Origin of the sequence: Streptomyces sp. S186 (assembly GCF_051603415.1) — a bacterium.
In the GTDB taxonomy this organism is placed as follows: Bacteria; Actinomycetota; Actinomycetes; order Streptomycetales; family Streptomycetaceae; genus Streptomyces.
The window spans coordinates 1523591-1539331 of record NZ_CP193932.1; the positions used below are offsets into that span (position 1 = coordinate 1523591).

A 15741-nucleotide genomic window follows, 5' to 3' on the forward strand; every position below is an offset into this window, starting at 1 on the left:
TGCGGTTGCGTCGCTCTGGCCTCTGCTACGGTGCCCGGGGTCGACGATCACAGGGGGGACGGATGGGGGTCGTCAATCGGTCGAGGGCTGAGCGGCAGCGTCAAGCGCAGATCCTGCGCTATTGGCGAGCCGTGGAGTATTTCAGCCCGCCGAAGGTCGATCCGGCGAATCCACGCAAGAACCTCTTCGCCGTGGGGCCGAATCGGCCACTGCCCTGGGAACCCGGCTCCGTCATCAGTCGGACCCGGTCCCGGCCGAGCCTCGTGTGGCAGCACACGGTCTACGCCGGGATCTTCGCGGTCGACAAGGTACGTGATGTCTTGCTGCAGGCGTTCCGCGCTCCGGAGTCCGAGCAGGACTTCGATGGCCGGATCGGCGGTGACAGCGCCGTGCTCTGCTTCACCGTGAACCAGGACGGGCTGCTGATCAAGGACAGTGTCACCCTGTCCTCGTGTGCCTGGGCGGTCGGGCAGACCCTGGATCCCGGGCCGCACAGTGACCAGTGGCTGACCGGTTTCGACGAGGACAGCACACACCTGCTGCAGCGGCTGCTGGACCTTGGCGACGGGAGGATCGAAGTCGATCGCCAGCCCGTGGCCGGCCCTGCGTCGCCGCAGTCGGGACTCGGCCCGGTCGCGGGGCTGATGTCCCGCCTCGCCGTCAGCGCGGCGAAGGGCGGGCTCGGGGCAGCGGCCGGTGCGGTAGGTGCCGGGCTGGGTCCCGTGGCGGGGGCGGTGGCCGCGAAGGTGATCGAGCAGGTCGGCGGTGACTTGATCGATTCCGCTGCTGCCCGGTTGACCGACCACGCCCCGGGCGACAGCGCAGCATCCGGCCAAGGTCTGGGCAACGGTGAAGCAGAGGAAGCGGAGCAGCGCGAGGCGGAACCGGAGGGGCCTCCGCCCGAGGTGGGCACGAAGGTCCTGGATGTGTATGACCTGGCGGCCATCACCCGGTGGGTGGCCGAGCAGCTCGGCGTCGCCGAGGTTCTCCTGCCCAACGCGATCCGGGTCAAGAGCTATCAGGTCGCGGCCCGGCACGCGGATGAGGCGGGCGGTGATGTCTTCCTCAACAGCTTCTACGCCGACGATCTGGAGCGGGTCGCCGGTGTCCTCGAGGCCGGACAGGCCGGCACCGCGCTGCTGGATTACCTGCGGGCCGAGGCGGATCTGGATGCGATGAACCGCTTTGACGTGCGGCGCCTGCCCGAGATCGTGCTGGAGAGCGTGCAGCCGTCGAGCATGCCCCTGGGCCGGTGGCCGGCGGATGCCGACAAACCGCTGGTGCTCAGCCAGCAGTTCGCGGTCAACCGCATCCTGGCGAGTCTCGGGCAGGACAACGGCGGCGGCCTCTACGGGGTCAACGGACCACCCGGAACCGGCAAGACCACCATGCTGCGCGACCTGATCGCGGCCCTGGTGGTCCAACGAGCCGAGCGGTTGGCGGCCCTGGAACGGCCGGAGGATGCCTTCGCCCGAAAGCCGCGTACCTGGCGCACGGAGGAGAACGCCGGCAAGACCTACCCGCGCACCATTCACCCCCTGATCCCCGAACTCACCGGCTTCGAGATCGTGATCGCTTCGTCCAACAACGGAGCGGTGGAGAACGTCACCCTGGAAGTCCCCGGCGCACGGGCGATCGGCGACGCATGGCAAGGGCGCGCCGACTACCTTGCAGGCCCCGCGAGCCTGGCGCTGGAGGAAGACGCCTGGGGTGCGATCGCCGCACGCCTGGGACGGCGCAGCAATCGCTCCGACTTCGTCCAGCGCTTCTGGTGGGGCGAGCAGGCCAAGGGCAACAGCAAGCCAAGGCCGGAGGCGAACGAGGACCGCCCGCTCCTGGGCCTGCACAAGATCCTGCAGCTGCAGGCCAATCACCTCTCTGCCGCCTCACAGAACGCCCCGAGCACGAGCCCTGATGCCGACGCGGCGGCGCCGCTGGGGCAGGAGACCTGGACGCAGGCGGTCCAGCGCTTCACCCAGGCCCGCAGCCACGTGCGCGCGCTGGCCGCGGAGCGGCAGGAGATCGCGGAACTGCTCACCCGGCTCGCCGGCCCCGATGCCCTCCTGGATGAGCTGGTGGCCTGGGAGTCCGGCGCCCATGACACGCTGCTGCTCCTGCAACAGGAGCAGCGCCGCGTCGAAGACGAACTTGCCGACCACCGGGAGGAGCACGCCCGGCGCCAGGACGCGATGTCCGCCGAGCGAACGCGACTCGACCTGGCCGAAGCCGCAGTCCGCTACGGCGAGGAAGGCGTCAGGACAGCGGAGTCGGCACTCCACGCCCACGATGCGGGCAAACCCGGCCTGATCAGGAGACTGGTCACCCGCGAGCCCATGCGGCGCTGGGAGACCGGGCGCCTTCCGCTCCAAGCGGATGTGGAGGCCGCAGACGCCCGGCTTGCCGAGCTGGAAGCCGCTCGGGCCGCACGGCACGCGGCTTTGCGCTCCGCCCAGGGGGAACTGGATCAGGCATTGGGCGCGATCATGCGCACTGAGGCCCGGCTGACCGCGTGCGAGCAGGCACGTGAGCGCCAGGTCACCACCGCCGCCGAGGCCGGACAGCAAGTGGCCCGCCGGCGCCGCGAGCGGGAAGCCGAGCAACGCCGGCTGGCCGCCGCCAGGGAGCGGTGGGGCGACTGCGTGCCGGGAACCGAATGGCAGGCGGCCCCCGATGACCGCCAGGCGATGGAGACGCGGGAGCAGTCAGCGCCCTGGATGGACGCCGCGTTCGCCGAGGCACGCTCGGAACTCTTCCTCGCGGCCCTGGATCTGCACCGCGCGCTGCTGGCCACCGCGCCCGAGCGCATGCGCAAGAACCTCCAGGCCGTGATGGAGGTGGTCAAAGGTCAGGCGCCGGCAGACCTGGACGCCGAAACGGTGCTGGCCGCCTGGCAGTTGCTGTTCCTGGTCGTTCCCGTGGTCTCGACGACCTTCGCCTCGGTGGGCCGCATGTTCGCCCAGCTGGGCAGCGAGGCCCTGGGCTGGCTGTTCGTCGACGAGGCCGGCCAAGCCGCCCCGCAGGAGGTGGTCGGCGCCCTGTGGCGCGCCCGCCGTGCCGTCGTTGTCGGCGACCCGCTGCAGCTCGAACCCGTGGTCACTCTCCCGTGGACGGGCCAGCGGCGCCTGGCCGGACACTTCGCGGTGGACCGTCAGTGGGCCCCGGCTGCCGCTTCCGTCCAGGCCCTCGCAGACCGCCTCAACCCGTACGGCACCTGGCTGAAGGACCAGGACGGCGAGGACATCTGGCTCGGCTCCCCCCTGCGGGTGCACCGCCGCTGCGATCGCCTGATGTTCGACATCAGCAACAAGATCGCCTACGACGGGATGATGGTCTACGGAGTCGATCGGGACCAGGACGACTTCCCGCTGGCGCAGCGCAGTGTGTGGTGGGACGTCCGCGCACTACCGGGCGAGGAGAAGTGGAACCCTGAGGAAGGAAGGGCCCTGGAGATCACCCTCGACCGGATACGCACCCGCATTGACGAGGCGATCCGACAGGAGCGACTGCACACCGGCGAGGCGCTCCCCGGCGACGCTGCGGGAGGCGACCCCGCCACAGAGCGAAAGCGCCGTCTGAACGATTCCGTCTTCGTCGTCAGCCCATTCCGCGACGTCGTCCACGGCCTCGGCAAGGTGGTGGGCGGGGCACTCACCGCCAAGCGCTACGGCACGGTGCACACCACGCAAGGCAAGGAAGCGGACATCGTGATCCTGGTGCTGGGCACCGGCGCCGGACAGGTGGGGTCTCGGAACTGGGCCGCTCAAAAGCCCAACCTCCTCAACGTCGCCGTCACCCGCGCCCGTCGGCGCCTCATCGTCATCGGCGACCTCGACGCCTGGTCGCGGCACCGCTACTTCAAGGATCTGGCACAGCACGAGCTGATCCACAGATGGACCCCGGAGCGCTGAGCCGGCGCCCTCTTCCATCCCCGGCGCGGCCGGCTCGGTCCCATGAGAGTGACGGCGGGCCTCAGTTGGGTTCGTGTCGCGCGTCGTGCTCACCGGGGGCGAGAGGGAAAGCGGCGACGAAGTGAGCTCCGGCAGCGGGTGGGGTCTCGCTGAGGGTGAGAGTCCCGTGGTGGTTGTGGGCGATTTCGCGGGCGATGGCCAGGCCGAGGCCGGTGCCGCCGCTGGTGCGGTTGCGGGAGGCGTCGAGGCGGGTGAACCGCTCGAAGATCTTTTCTCGGTGCTCGGCGGGGATGCCGGGGCCGTCGTCACGGACTTCGACCAGAGCGGTGGCGGCGTGGGCGGAGACGGTGACCAGTACGCGGCTGCGGGCGTGGCGCACGGCGTTGTCGAGGAGGTTGCGCAGGAGCCGTTCCAGCTGTCGCGCATCGCCGTGGACAGTGACGTCGTCGCTGGTGGGGCAGTCGATCTGGACGGAGGCGGGGGCGTGCCGGCGGGCCTGTGCGGCTGCTTTCCGGGTCAGGACTCCCAGTTCGACGGGCCGGGCGGTTGACGGAGTGCCGTTGTCGAGGTCGGCGAGCAGGAGCAGGTCTTCGGTGAGTTGCTCCAGGCGTTCGGCGTCGCTGAGGGTGCCGCGGATGACGCTGGGCCAGTCCGTGCCGTCGGGGTAGTGCAGGGCTACTTCGAGGTCTGCTCGCAACGCGGCAAGAGGAGTGCGCAGTTCGTGGGAGGCGTCGGCGGTGAAGCGTCGTTGTTGCTCGGCGGCTTGTTCCAGCCGGTCGAGGGTGTCGTTGGTGGTGGTGGCCAGGCGGGCGATCTCGTCGTGGCGGGGTGGGACGGGTACGCGCAGGCTCAGGTCACGGCTGGTGATGGTGCGCAGGCGCTGTTGGATGTCCTCCACGGGGCGCAGGGACCGTGAGGTGGTGGCCCAGACGATCAGGGCGACCAGGAGGACTGCCGCGGGAAGGCCGATGTACAGCACATGATCGACCGTGGCAACGGCCTCTTCGGCGTCCTGGGGGGTGACGAGGACATGCAGGGTGAGGTTCTCGACGGGGGCGCTCGACCTGCCGTCGAGCAGGCCACGGCCCTGGAAGGTCGAGGACATCACCCTGAAGTCGCGGTCGGCGAACTCTTCGCTGCCGGGCCGGGCATCGCTGGTTACGGTGCCGAAGTGGAGGTCCCGTTCGATGGCGACGGTTGGTCCTGGGAGGTCAGGGTGCACACCCAGGGGATCGGGTACGAAAGGCTCCAGGTCGGGGTCGCCTTCGACGAACCGACCCCTATGGTCGACGATCGCCCACGCGTCGGCGGTCTCGAAGGGGAGCTGGTTGCTGTCGGCGCCGCGCTTGTAGCGCTGCTCGATGATGCCCAGGCTGACACTGGCCCGGTTGCGGGCATCGTTCATTTTCGAGGCGTAGACCTCATGGCGGAGCCACCATGCGCCGACGGCGAAAGCCAGGGCAGCGGTGAGGGCTGCGGCCAGGGCGGCGCGGAGGCGGATCGGCAGGCGCTTACCGAGCATCGTCGAGCAGTCGGTAGCCGACACCGCGCACCGTGTGAATGGTGGCGCGGTTGAACGGGATGTCGATCTTGCGGCGCAGTGCTCTGATGTGGACGTCGATGATGTTGCTGGTGGCCTGGTGATGGGCGTCCCAGACCTGTTCGAGCAGGTCGGCGCGGCTCACTACGTCTCCGGCGCGGAGCCCGAGGTAGGCGAGGACGGCGAATTCCTTGGCCGTGAGTTCGATCTCGGTCCCGCCGCGGCGGCATCGGCGGGTGGCCGGGTCGAGGTGCAGGTCGCCGATCTGGACGGCGGGCTGGCGTATGGGGCCGCCGCGGCGGATCAGGGCTCGTAGCCGGGCCAGCAGCACCACGTAGGAGAAGGGCTTGGTCAGGTAGTCGTCGGCTCCGGTGTCCAGGGCCTCCGCCTCGTCGTACTCGCCGTTCTTGGCGGTGAGCATCAGGATCGGGGTGCGGATGTCCTCGCGTCGCAGCCGGTCGCAGACCCGGTACCCGTCCAGGCCGGGGAGCATGATGTCCAGGATGATCGCCTGGTAGGGCTGCTGCCGGGCCATCCAGAGGCCGTGGCGGCCGTCATGGCACACATCGACGGCGTAGCCCTCGCTCTCCAGGCCACGGCGGAGCACGGAAGCCAGTCGTTCCTCGTCCTCCACCACCAGTACGCGCACTCCGCAATGGTGCCACGGGCGCGATTGCCCACATGAGGATCGCTTCATGCGGCTTCATCGCTGCTTCATGACGGCCGGCCGACGGTGGACGCCCTGTCCGCGTCCTGCAGGAGGCCCAGTGTCCGCCCCCGCCCCGTCCCGCCCTCGCCCGTTCGCGGACCTGGCGCTACCCCGCGACGGTGACACCCACCGGCGACGTCCGGGCCGCCCCCACCTCCTGGCGCTGCTGTTCTTCGCCGCCTACGCCGCCCTGTCGGTCACCAAGCACCTCCAGCTCCGCTCCACCGGCTACGACCTGGGCATCTTCGAGCAGGCCGTACGGGCCTACGCCGAACTGCGCGCCCCCGTCTCCGAACTCAAGGGCGCCGGCTACAACCTCCTCGGTGACCACTTCCACCCGATCCTGGCCACCCTCGCCCCGCTCTACCGGCTCTTCCCGACCCCGCTGACCCTGCTCACCGCCCAGGCCGCGCTGGTCGCGCTGTCCGTCATCCCGGTCACCCGGCTGGCGATCCGCACCACCACCCCGCGGCTGGGCACCGCGATCGGCATCGCCTACGGCCTGTCCTGGGGCCTGCAGAAAGCCGTCGCCTTCGACTTCCACGAGATAGCCTTCGCGGTCCCCCTGCTCGCCTTCTGCCTGGAAAGCCTGGCCCTGCGCCACTGGCGCACCGCCGCAGCCTGGGCGGCGCCCCTGGTCCTGGTCAAGGAAGACCTACCGCTGACCGTCACCGCGATCGGCCTGTACCTCCTGCTGCGCGGCCGTCGTCGGCTGGGCACGGCCGTACTGGCCTACGGCATCCTGTCCGGCCTGCTGATCGTGCTGGTCGTCATCCCGGCCTTCAACCCCGGCGGCCACTACGACTACCTCCACACCGCTACCCAGGCCACCGGGGATCCGCTCACCCGGCTGCTCCTGCCGCCGGAGAAATCGGGCACCCTACTCGCGCTGCTCGCCCCGACCGTATTCCTGGCCCTGCGCTCACCGCTGGTCCTCCTCGCGCTGCCCACGCTCGCCTGGCGCTTCTGGTCGACGAATCCGGCGTATTGGGGGCTGGACTACCACTACAGCGCCGTGTTGATGCCCGTCGTCTTCCTCGCCTTCGCCGACGCACTGGGCAGACTGAACCGTCCCAGGCTGGTCACCCGGACCGTGGCCGTCAGCGTCACGGCAAGCTTGCTGGCTCTCCCCTTCCTGCCACTGCGGGATCTGGCCGGCCCCGCGTGGCGGCCCAGCCCCTGGGCCGGCGCGGCCCGCGAGGTCTTGGCCGCCGTGCCGGACGGCGCCGAGATCGGAGCCGTCAACCGCCTCGCCCCGCAGCTCACCTCGCGGGCCCGCGTCTACCGGTTCCCACAGGTCTTGGACAGCGGCACCGAGCCGGAGTGGTTGCTGATCAGCGACCCCGCCCGTGGTGGCCTGCCTGACCTCGCGTGGGAGCTGCCCCGCCTGCCGGAACTTCCGTCGCTCGGCTACCGATTGGTGATGGAGCGATCCGGCATCCAGCTCTACCGGCTCGCTGACCGATACTGACTTCGGCTGGTCGGTGCGACGCGGGGATGCCAGGGATACCAGGGATGCCCCGGCACCTCCTTCGGTTGCCCAAAGCGGACCGTGAGCACGACCAAGCGGCAAAACCCCAGTCCGGAGACAGCACCTTCGCAGTCACTCGGTGAGGGTCGGTTACCCCTGCGGCGGCTGCAGGTTGACGAGGACGTCCTGGTACCGCTGTGCGGCCTGGGCATTGAGGATCCAGTGCGCTGCGGCGTCGGTGAGTTCGGCGGCCAAGGTCGAGACCGACCTCCAGAAGCTGTTCGCCCAGGCCGCCCTGCATGGATTGCGGCCACGGCCACCCACAGGCGGCGCACGCGCAGTCGCAGATCCATACCTCAATCCGAAGAAGCCACTCCCCCTTCCCCAACACCCCAAGACGGGTTCGTCGTTCGTCGTGTGTGCGGTTGGCATCGCTCGCGGCGTCGGCGAGTTGATCGCCTTCACAGACCAGGCATGGGGAAGGCCGGCTTTGCCGGCAGGGTCGACCTTCAGCCGAGGCTGCGGCGCCGCGCGGCAGGCAGGCGAAAGGGCGCAAGTCGACCAACTTTCAGGCTGCCGGGAGAAAAACCGACCTGTGGGCTTGTTAGGTAAGCCTTGCCTCACTTATTCTCCGATGCTGGTTCACACCATGTGGGCCGCAACGCGCAGGGCGTTACGTAAGTGCCGCCCAAATCGGAGGAATCATCGTGCCCGAATTCGTGCAATCCGTCGTGGCCGCTGCCGGGTTGGCCATGGTTGCGGGGGCCAGGTGAAGGGCAACCGGCTGGCGCTCGATGCGGCCCTGACGGCGCTGGCTCCGGCGGTATGGGGCAGCACCTACCTGGTGACGACGGAGCTGCTGCCGCCCGGCAGACCGCTGCTGGCTTCCACGGTGCGGGCGCTGCCCGCGGGGCTGGTGCTGCTCGCGGCCGGTCGCGTACTGCCGCGCGGGGTGTGGTGGTGGCGTGCTCTGGTGCTGGGCGTGCTGAACATCGGGGCCTTCTTCTACCTGCTGTTCGTTGCCGCCTACCACCTGCCCGGCGGCGTGGCCGCGCTGGTGGTGGCGCTTCAGCCGATGTTGGTGCTGCTGCTGGCGGCGTTCCTGTTGAAGGACAGGATCCGGCCGATGCAGCTGGCGGCGTGCGTACTCGGTGTGTTGGGCGTGGCGTTGCTGGTCCTGCAGCCGCAGGCGGGGGTGGATGCCGTCGGCGTGCTGGCCGGGCTGGGGGGCGCGGTCTGCATGGCGTCCGGCATCGTGCTCACCAAGCGGTGGGGCCGCCCGGACGGTGTGGGCGTTGTGACGTTCACCGGTTGGCAGTTGACCGTCGGAGGTCTGGCTCTGGCACCGGTCACGCTGGTCGTCGAAGGTCTGCCCAGCCGTATCACCGGCACGAACATCGCGGGGTTCGCGTACCTGAGCGTGATCGGGGCCCTGTTCGCCTACGCGATCTGGTTCCGGGGCATCGGGCGGCTGCCCGCACTGGCGGTGTCGATCCTGGGGTTCGCCAGCCCGCTGGCCGCGACGGTCCTGGGATACGTCGTCCTGGGCCAGGCACTGACGCCTCTGCAGATGACTGGTGCCGCGGCCGTGGTCGCCGCGGTGGCCTTGGCGCAGCCCAGGCAGCAGCGCAGTGTCCAGGCGCCGGCTGACGGGCCTGTCAAGGCGTCCGACAACCACATACCGGCCGGCGGAGGAAAGCTGTGATGGAGACCGCACCGTTCAACGCACGCATACCCGGCACGCATCTGGGCGGGTGCCTGACCGGCCTGCTCAGGGAACAGGCCGCGGCGCAGCCCGAAGCCATCGCGGTGGTGTGCGGCGACCAGCACCTGACCTACCGGGAGCTGGCGCAGGCAGGCAGTCGGCTCGCCGCCTGTCTGCGGGACCTGGGTGTGGGCACGGATGACTGTGTGGGCCTGTACGCCGAGCCGTCCCTGGAGCTGATGACCGGCGTGTGGGCCATCCTGTTCGCCGGGGCCGCCTATCTGCCGCTGTCCCCGGAGTACCCGGAAGACCGGCTGCGCTACATGATCGAGGACAGCCGCACCCGAGTGATCGTCGCCCAGGGCCACCTGGCCGCGCGCGTAGCGGAGCTTGCCCGGCCGGGAACGCGGGTCGTCACCCTGGCCGATGCGGCGGACTGCGTCGACGTGGACCCGGCGACGGTACGGCCGGACGCCCTGGCCTACGTCATCTACACCTCCGGCAGCACCGGCCGGCCGAAGGGCGTGATGATCGAGCGCCGCAGCATCCTGTCCCAGATGCGCTGGATGCACGCCTACGGGCACCTGGGCAAGGGCACCACGGTGCTGCAGAAGACGCCGATGAGCTTCGACGCGGCGCAGTGGGAGATCCTCGCCCCCGCGGTGGGTGGCCGGGTCGTCATGGGCGCTCCGGGCATCTACCGCGACCCCGCGGCCGTGATCGAGGCCGTCGTCACGCACGAGGTGACCGCGCTGCAGTGCGTGCCCACCCTGCTGCAAGCACTGCTGGACACCGAGGAGTTCGACCGGTGCGGCACGCTGCGACGGGTGTTCTCCGGTGGTGAGGCCCTCTCCTGGCGGCTCGCGCGGTCCTTCGCCACCGCTCTCCCGTGGGCGTCACTGGTCAACCTGTACGGGCCGACCGAGTGCACCATCAACGCCACCGCGTGCCTGGTCGACCCGGACGCGGCCGGCGACGGCCCGGGCACGGTCCCCATCGGGGTGCCGGTCGACAACACCCAGTGCTTCATCCTCGACCAGAACCTGGCGCCGGTGGACATCGGGGAAACCGGCGAGCTGTACATCGGCGGCATCCAACTGGCCCGCGGCTACCTGCACCGACCCGAGCAGACGCGGGAGCGGTTCATCCCCTCGCCGTTCGTCCCGACCCAGCGGCTCTACCGGACCGGCGACCTGGCGTACTGGAACCCCGACGGCACCATCCAGTTCACCGGCCGGGCCGACAACCAGGTCAAGCTCCGCGGCTACCGCGTCGAGCTGGACGAGATCGCCCTGGCGATCGAGGAGCACCCCTGGGTGCGGCACGCGGCCGCGCTCGTCACCGACGACGAGCGGACCGGCTTCCAGAACCTGGTGGCCTGCATCGAGCTGAACCCCAAAGAAGCGGCTCTGATGGACCAGGGGAACCACGGCGCGCACCACCGGTCCAAGGCCAGCCGGCTCCAGGTGAGGGCACAGCTGTCCGACCCCGGTGTGCGAGACCGCGAGGAATGTGCCGGCCGCACGGTCGTGGAGCTGCCCGGCAGGCAGGAGACGCAGCGCCGGCGCCGGGAGGTCTTCGCCCGCAAGACCTACCGCTTCTACGACGGCGGCGAGGTCACCCGGGCGGATCTGCTGGAACTCCTCGCCGAGCCGACGGTCGAGGCCGACGGCCTGTCCCGTGGTCTCGATGAGCTGACGTTCGCCGAACTCGGCGAGCTGCTGCGCTGGTTCGGCGCGTACCGCAGTGACGAGCGGCTGCTGCCGAAGTACGCCTACGCCTCCCCCGGAGCCCTGTACGCGACACAGCTGTACCTGGAAACCGGCGGCGGCGTGTCCGGCCTGGACGCGGGCGTCTACTACTACCACCCCGTCGACCACACGCTGGTAAGCGTACGGACCGGCGACTCCGAGAAGCGATCCGGCCCGTCCGGCCCGTATCTCTCGGTGCACTTCGCCGGCAAGACGCGCGCGATCGAGCCGGTGTACAAGAACAACATCCAGGAAGTGCTGGAGTTCGAGACCGGGCACATGGTGGGTGTGTTCGAGGAAGTGCTGCCGGCGTACGGGCTCGGCATCCGGCCCCTGGGCTACCGGCCGTCCGTGAAAGACATCCTGGACGTCGCCTCCGAAGACCACTACCTGGGCACGTTCGAGATCCGTTCCCATGACGGCACGCCACGACAGGACCCGACCGAGGTCTATGTGCAGACTCATCCCGGACGGGTGGCGGGCATGCCGGCCGGCCAGTACCGCTACACCGCCGGGCAGTTGGAGCGCATCTCGGACGACCTGCTGCTGCCCAGGCACGTGATCGCCATCAACCAGCAGGTCCACGAGCGCGCGAGCTTCGGCATCACCGCCGTCAGCCGGGCCGACCAGGGGTGGCTGGAGTACATCAGCCTGGGCAGGAAGCTGCACCACCTGCAGCGCAACGGCCTCGGACTGGGTTTCATGTCCTCGGGCTACAGCTCCAAGACCGGTCACCCGCTTCCGGCCGCCCGCCGCATCGACGACATCCTGGCCGCCTGCGGCATCCGGTCAGGCGCCTCGTACTTCTTCCTCGGCGGCAAGGTGAGTCAGGAGCAGATCCGCAGCGAGGGCATGTACGAGGACACCGTCCACATGAAGGGCCCGGCGGAGATCGTCAAGGACGAACTGGCCCACGTCCTGCCCGAGTACATGATCCCCAATCGGGTCCTGGTGCTGGACCGGCTGCCGCTGACCGCGAACGGAAAGGTCGACGCGAAGGCCCTCGCCGCCTCCCAGGACGTGCGGTCCGCGGACAGCGCGACCCCGTACGTGGCGCCTGTCACGCGTCACGAGCAGTGGCTCGCCGAAGCCTGGGGGAAGGCACTGAAATACGAAGACGTCTCGGTGGAGGACGACTTCTTCGCCGCCGGAGGGAACTCGCTGACCGCTGTCGCGCTCGTCAACAAGATCAACCGAGAGTTCGGCACGCGGCTCCCGCTCCAGGTCGTCTTCGCCTGCCCGAAACTGGCCGAACTGGCGGCCCGAATCGAAAGCGACACGACCGATCCGGCCGCACGGCTGGTGCCGCTGCACAAGGGCGCGGGCAACCCGGTGTTCTGCTGGCCGGGACTGGGCGGCTATCCGATGAACCTCCGTCTCCTGGGGCAGCGGACCGGGCTCGGCCGGCCGTTCTACGGGGTACAGGCACGCGGTATCAACGCCGGAGAGGAGCCCTACCCGACCATCCGGGAGATGGCCGCCGCCGACGTCGCGGAGATCCGGCGCGTACAGCCCGAGGGGCCGTACACCCTCTGGGGCTACTCCTTTGGCGCCCGAGTCGCCTTCGAAGCGGCCTGGCAGCTGGAACGGTCCGGCGAGCAGGTGGAGAACCTGCTGCTGATCTGCCCCGGCAATCCGAAGGTCCGCCAGGCCGCCGGAGAGCGCTACGGGCGTGCTGCCTCGTACCGCAATCCGGCGTATGTGACCATCCTCTTCTCCGTCTTCACCGGCTCGATCAGCGGGCCCGGCCTGGATCAGTGCCTCAAGACAGTGCGGGACGAGAACAGCTTCGTGTCGTTCGTCCACGGCATGCTCCCCACCCTGGACGAGCAGCTGATCCGGAGGATCACACGGATCGTCGGGGAAACGTACGAGTTCGAGTACAGCTTCCGCGAACTGGCCGAGCGGCGCGTGAAGGCACCCGTGACCCTCTTCAAGGCCGCCGGGGACGACTACTCGTTCATCGAGGGCAGCTCCGGCTACTCCGCCGCTCCCCCCACGGTGGTCGACCTGGACGGCGACCACTACAGCGTGCTGAAGGAACAGGGCATCGCCGAACTCGTCTCGGCAATCCACGCGGAGTGCTTGCCTTAGGTGCGTGCGTCCGTGGATGACTGGTGTGCATCGGTGGAACGCTGCTGTTCGGCGTCGACGATGCGGGACAGGCGCGGTACGCGTGACCGGAGCATCACCATGACCGCGAGGATCAGGGCGATCCCCGGCACCTTTTGCAACCCGTCGGCCTGGCTCACCGGAAACGAGTAGACGATCACTGCGTTCAGGATGGCGTAGCCGAGCATGGCGGCGGCGATCGTGGCGGTGAGCCGGCGGTGGGTGGACCGCATCTGCGGGGAGTTGTGCCAACTGCGCTCGTATGCCGCGGCTCGCTCCGGATCGCCCTTGGTGGCCATCGGCGTGGCCCCGGTGTAGGTGAGCGGGCGACCGCGCCAGGAGGAGAGCAGGAAGACGGCGGCGGCGACGGTGAGGTAGACGGTGGGGCGCAGCAGCACCAGCCGGGCGTCACCGGAGACGGACAACAACGCGACCGTCGCCGCCAGTTCGGCGATGACGAGCAGGCCGAGCGCGTCCACTCGCCGGCCGTGGATCATGCGGGGGACGGTGTATCCGGCGGTGGCCGCGCAGGCGGTGATCAGTGCGGGCACGTCGGCGACGCCGGACCAGTGCAGCAGGTAGTAGACGACGGTCGGCACGATCAGGTCGAGCAGGGTGGGCAGCAGGGCCCGCAGGGTCCTGGTCATCGTTGGCTCTCCATTTCGGCGTGGCGGATCGCCTGGGCGAGCCGCTCGCCGTAGCGCAGGGACTCCGCTACGGCGGCGAAGCCGTAGCGGCGCATCTCGGTCTCGTAGGCGGCCACCGCCGCTACCAATCCGGCAGGATGTTGGACGGTGGTGAGCTTGTCCGCGAGCACGGCCGCGTCGCGCAGCGCGGTGTTGGCACCGGTGCCGCCGGCCGGCGACATGGGGTGGATCGCGTCGCCGAGCAGGGTGACGCGTCCGGCGGGCCAGGTGGGCAGTTGGTCGGCGACACGTACGTTCTGGACGAAGCAGTCTTCCGGCGCGGCCTGCCGCACCGCCCGGTGCAAGGCGGGGTGCCATCCGGTCGTCGCGTCGACCGCGTACCGGTGCAACTCGGCCGGCGAGGCGGTACGCCACCGCTCTTCGCCCGCGAACGGTCCCCCCACCTCTCCGCTGAGCACCCACATCAGGTAGTCGGGTTCCGGGTCCAGTGACACCGGCGGCGTCACCGCGGCGGCGGCTTGCGCGTGCGGTTGGCGGGCGCGGTAGGCGCCCCAGATCCCGATGTGGCCTTGCGGGGCGAGCGTCACCGCGACCCGGTCGAAGAGTGGCGCGGGCAGCTGGTCCCGCAGTGCGGGGCTCAGTGTGGTGCGCCCCCACAGGCAGCGGACGCCGGTGTCACGGGTCCGTACGTGGGGCAGCAGCCCGGCACGTACGGCCGAGCCCACGCCGTCGGCTCCGACCAGCAGGTCGCCCTCGGCGGTCGAGCCGTCGGCGAGGTGGACCCGCACCCGGTCGGGGGTCTGCTCGAAGCCGACCACCTCCTGTCCGAAGCGCACCTGCCGTTCCAGTCCGGCGAGCATGATCTGTCGTAGCGTCAGCCGGTTGACCCCGGTGTGGTCGTGAGGGGTGGCGGTGCCGTCGACGCCGACGTCGGTCGCGTGCAGCGGGTGCATGCGGTGGTCGAAGACGGCCACCCGGGCCCGTGCCTCGTCGTTGGAGGTGGCCAGGTACAGCCGGAACAGTTCGTTCGGCAGGCAGGCGGCGAGGGCGTCGCCACCCACGCGGTTGATGTTGATCCGGTATCCCCGCCGGTCGGCCGCTGCCGTCGGCGTCCGCTCGAAGACCGTTACGGCCAGGCCGGCTTGGCGCAGTGCCTGGGCGAGGGCGAGGCCGCCCACGCCCGCGCCGGCGATCAGTACCCGCAGTGTCACGCGATCCCCCATGATCATGATGGTGTGTCTTGGTCGTACGCTGCCGCCGGGTGGTCACCGGTCCAGGTGCGGATTGGCCACCTTCGCCTTGGACTCCTCGAACCTGGTCAGCAGGTCGGCCAGGGTTCGCACATCCGCGGCGTCCCAGTCGGCGACGAAGGCCGTGAAGCGCTCCAGGCCCTGCTCGGCCAGCCGGTCGAGCTCGTGCCGTCCGGAGTCGGTGAGCGTGACGATGCTGGAGCGGCGGTCCGCCGGATCGGTCGTCAGGGTCACGTGGCCGGCCTGCTGAAGCGTCTTCAGCTGGTGGGTGATGGCCGATCGGTGCACCTCCAGGGCGGAGGCGAGATCGGACGGGCGCACCGCCTTGCCCGGGACCTCTCGCTCCGCCCAGCCGAGCACCTGGAGGACGGCGAGGGACGCCGCCTCCGGAATCCTGCGCCGGGCCCGCTCCACACCGGCAGCCACCGTGTTCACCGCGAACGCCAACCGCGCCACGTCATCTCTGCTTGGTCGCATGACACCATCGTAATCTAGTTGATTGAGTTAATCAACTAGACAACTGCGAGGCCACAGCCACTCAAGGTCCGTCCAGGGCGCATACCTCCAGCCCGACGCCAGCCTTGCGATCACTCACCGCCACACGGCGCGCTTCAACCGAAACGCGGGACCCGCCTGCCCGTGTCGGAA

The 15741-nt window shown here is 69.7% G+C and carries 9 protein-coding genes; 4 read left to right on the forward strand and 5 right to left on the reverse strand.

From position 1 onward, the window contains the following. The first annotated feature begins 62 nt into the window (after nt 1-62). Nucleotides 63-3908: an AAA domain-containing protein gene (locus ACRAS8_RS06635; RefSeq protein ID WP_438484848.1), complete on the forward strand. Its 3846-nt coding sequence runs from the start codon at nt 63-65 to the stop codon at nt 3906-3908. Nucleotides 3909-3969: 61 nt separating this feature from the next. On the opposite strand, the gene ACRAS8_RS06640 is transcribed toward ACRAS8_RS06635, so the two are convergent. Together ACRAS8_RS06640 and ACRAS8_RS06645 are read right to left on the reverse strand one after the other, a co-directional pair. Next, nucleotides 3970-5454, reverse strand: a complete 1485-nt coding sequence (locus ACRAS8_RS06640) for a sensor histidine kinase (protein ID WP_438484849.1) — start codon at nt 5452-5454, stop codon at nt 3970-3972. After that, nucleotides 5420-6097 (reverse strand): response regulator transcription factor, encoded by a 678-nt coding sequence (locus ACRAS8_RS06645; RefSeq protein ID WP_438484850.1) that lies wholly within the window; start codon nt 6095-6097, stop codon nt 5420-5422. Before ACRAS8_RS06645 ends, ACRAS8_RS06640 begins: the two co-directional genes overlap by 35 nt. Before the next feature lie 118 nt (nt 6098-6215). Between ACRAS8_RS06645 and ACRAS8_RS06650 the strand changes: the two genes are divergently transcribed. From ACRAS8_RS06650 to ACRAS8_RS06660, 3 genes are all read left to right on the forward strand, one after another. Further along, nucleotides 6216-7628: a DUF2079 domain-containing protein gene (locus ACRAS8_RS06650; protein ID WP_438484851.1), complete on the forward strand. Its 1413-nt coding sequence runs from the start codon at nt 6216-6218 to the stop codon at nt 7626-7628. A gap of 769 nt (nt 7629-8397) precedes the next feature. Beyond that, a complete protein-coding gene (locus ACRAS8_RS06655) occupies nt 8398-9333 on the forward strand; it encodes an EamA family transporter (protein WP_438484852.1) in 936 nt (311 codons plus the stop codon). Then, complete coding sequence (locus ACRAS8_RS06660; protein WP_438484853.1) at nt 9333-13178, forward strand: amino acid adenylation domain-containing protein; 3846 nt, start codon at nt 9333-9335, stop codon at nt 13176-13178. The genes ACRAS8_RS06655 and ACRAS8_RS06660 overlap by 1 nt, the downstream gene beginning before the upstream one ends. On the opposite strand, the gene ACRAS8_RS06665 is transcribed toward ACRAS8_RS06660, so the two are convergent. From ACRAS8_RS06665 to ACRAS8_RS06675, 3 genes are read right to left on the reverse strand one after another with little or no spacing between them, the layout of a single operon-like run. Further along, nucleotides 13175-13843, reverse strand: coding sequence for a VC0807 family protein (locus ACRAS8_RS06665; RefSeq protein ID WP_438484854.1), 669 nt, complete (start codon nt 13841-13843; stop codon nt 13175-13177). The two genes, ACRAS8_RS06660 and ACRAS8_RS06665, sit on opposite strands and share 4 nt — an antisense overlap. After that, nucleotides 13840-15066 (reverse strand): FAD-dependent oxidoreductase, encoded by a 1227-nt coding sequence (locus ACRAS8_RS06670; RefSeq protein ID WP_438484855.1) that lies wholly within the window; start codon nt 15064-15066, stop codon nt 13840-13842. Before ACRAS8_RS06670 ends, ACRAS8_RS06665 begins: the two co-directional genes overlap by 4 nt. A 42-nt stretch (nt 15067-15108) precedes the next feature. Further along, on the reverse strand, nt 15109-15570 hold the full coding sequence (locus tag ACRAS8_RS06675; protein WP_438484856.1) for a MarR family winged helix-turn-helix transcriptional regulator: 462 nt from the start codon (nt 15568-15570) through the stop codon (nt 15109-15111). Nucleotides 15571-15741 lie beyond the last annotated feature (171 nt).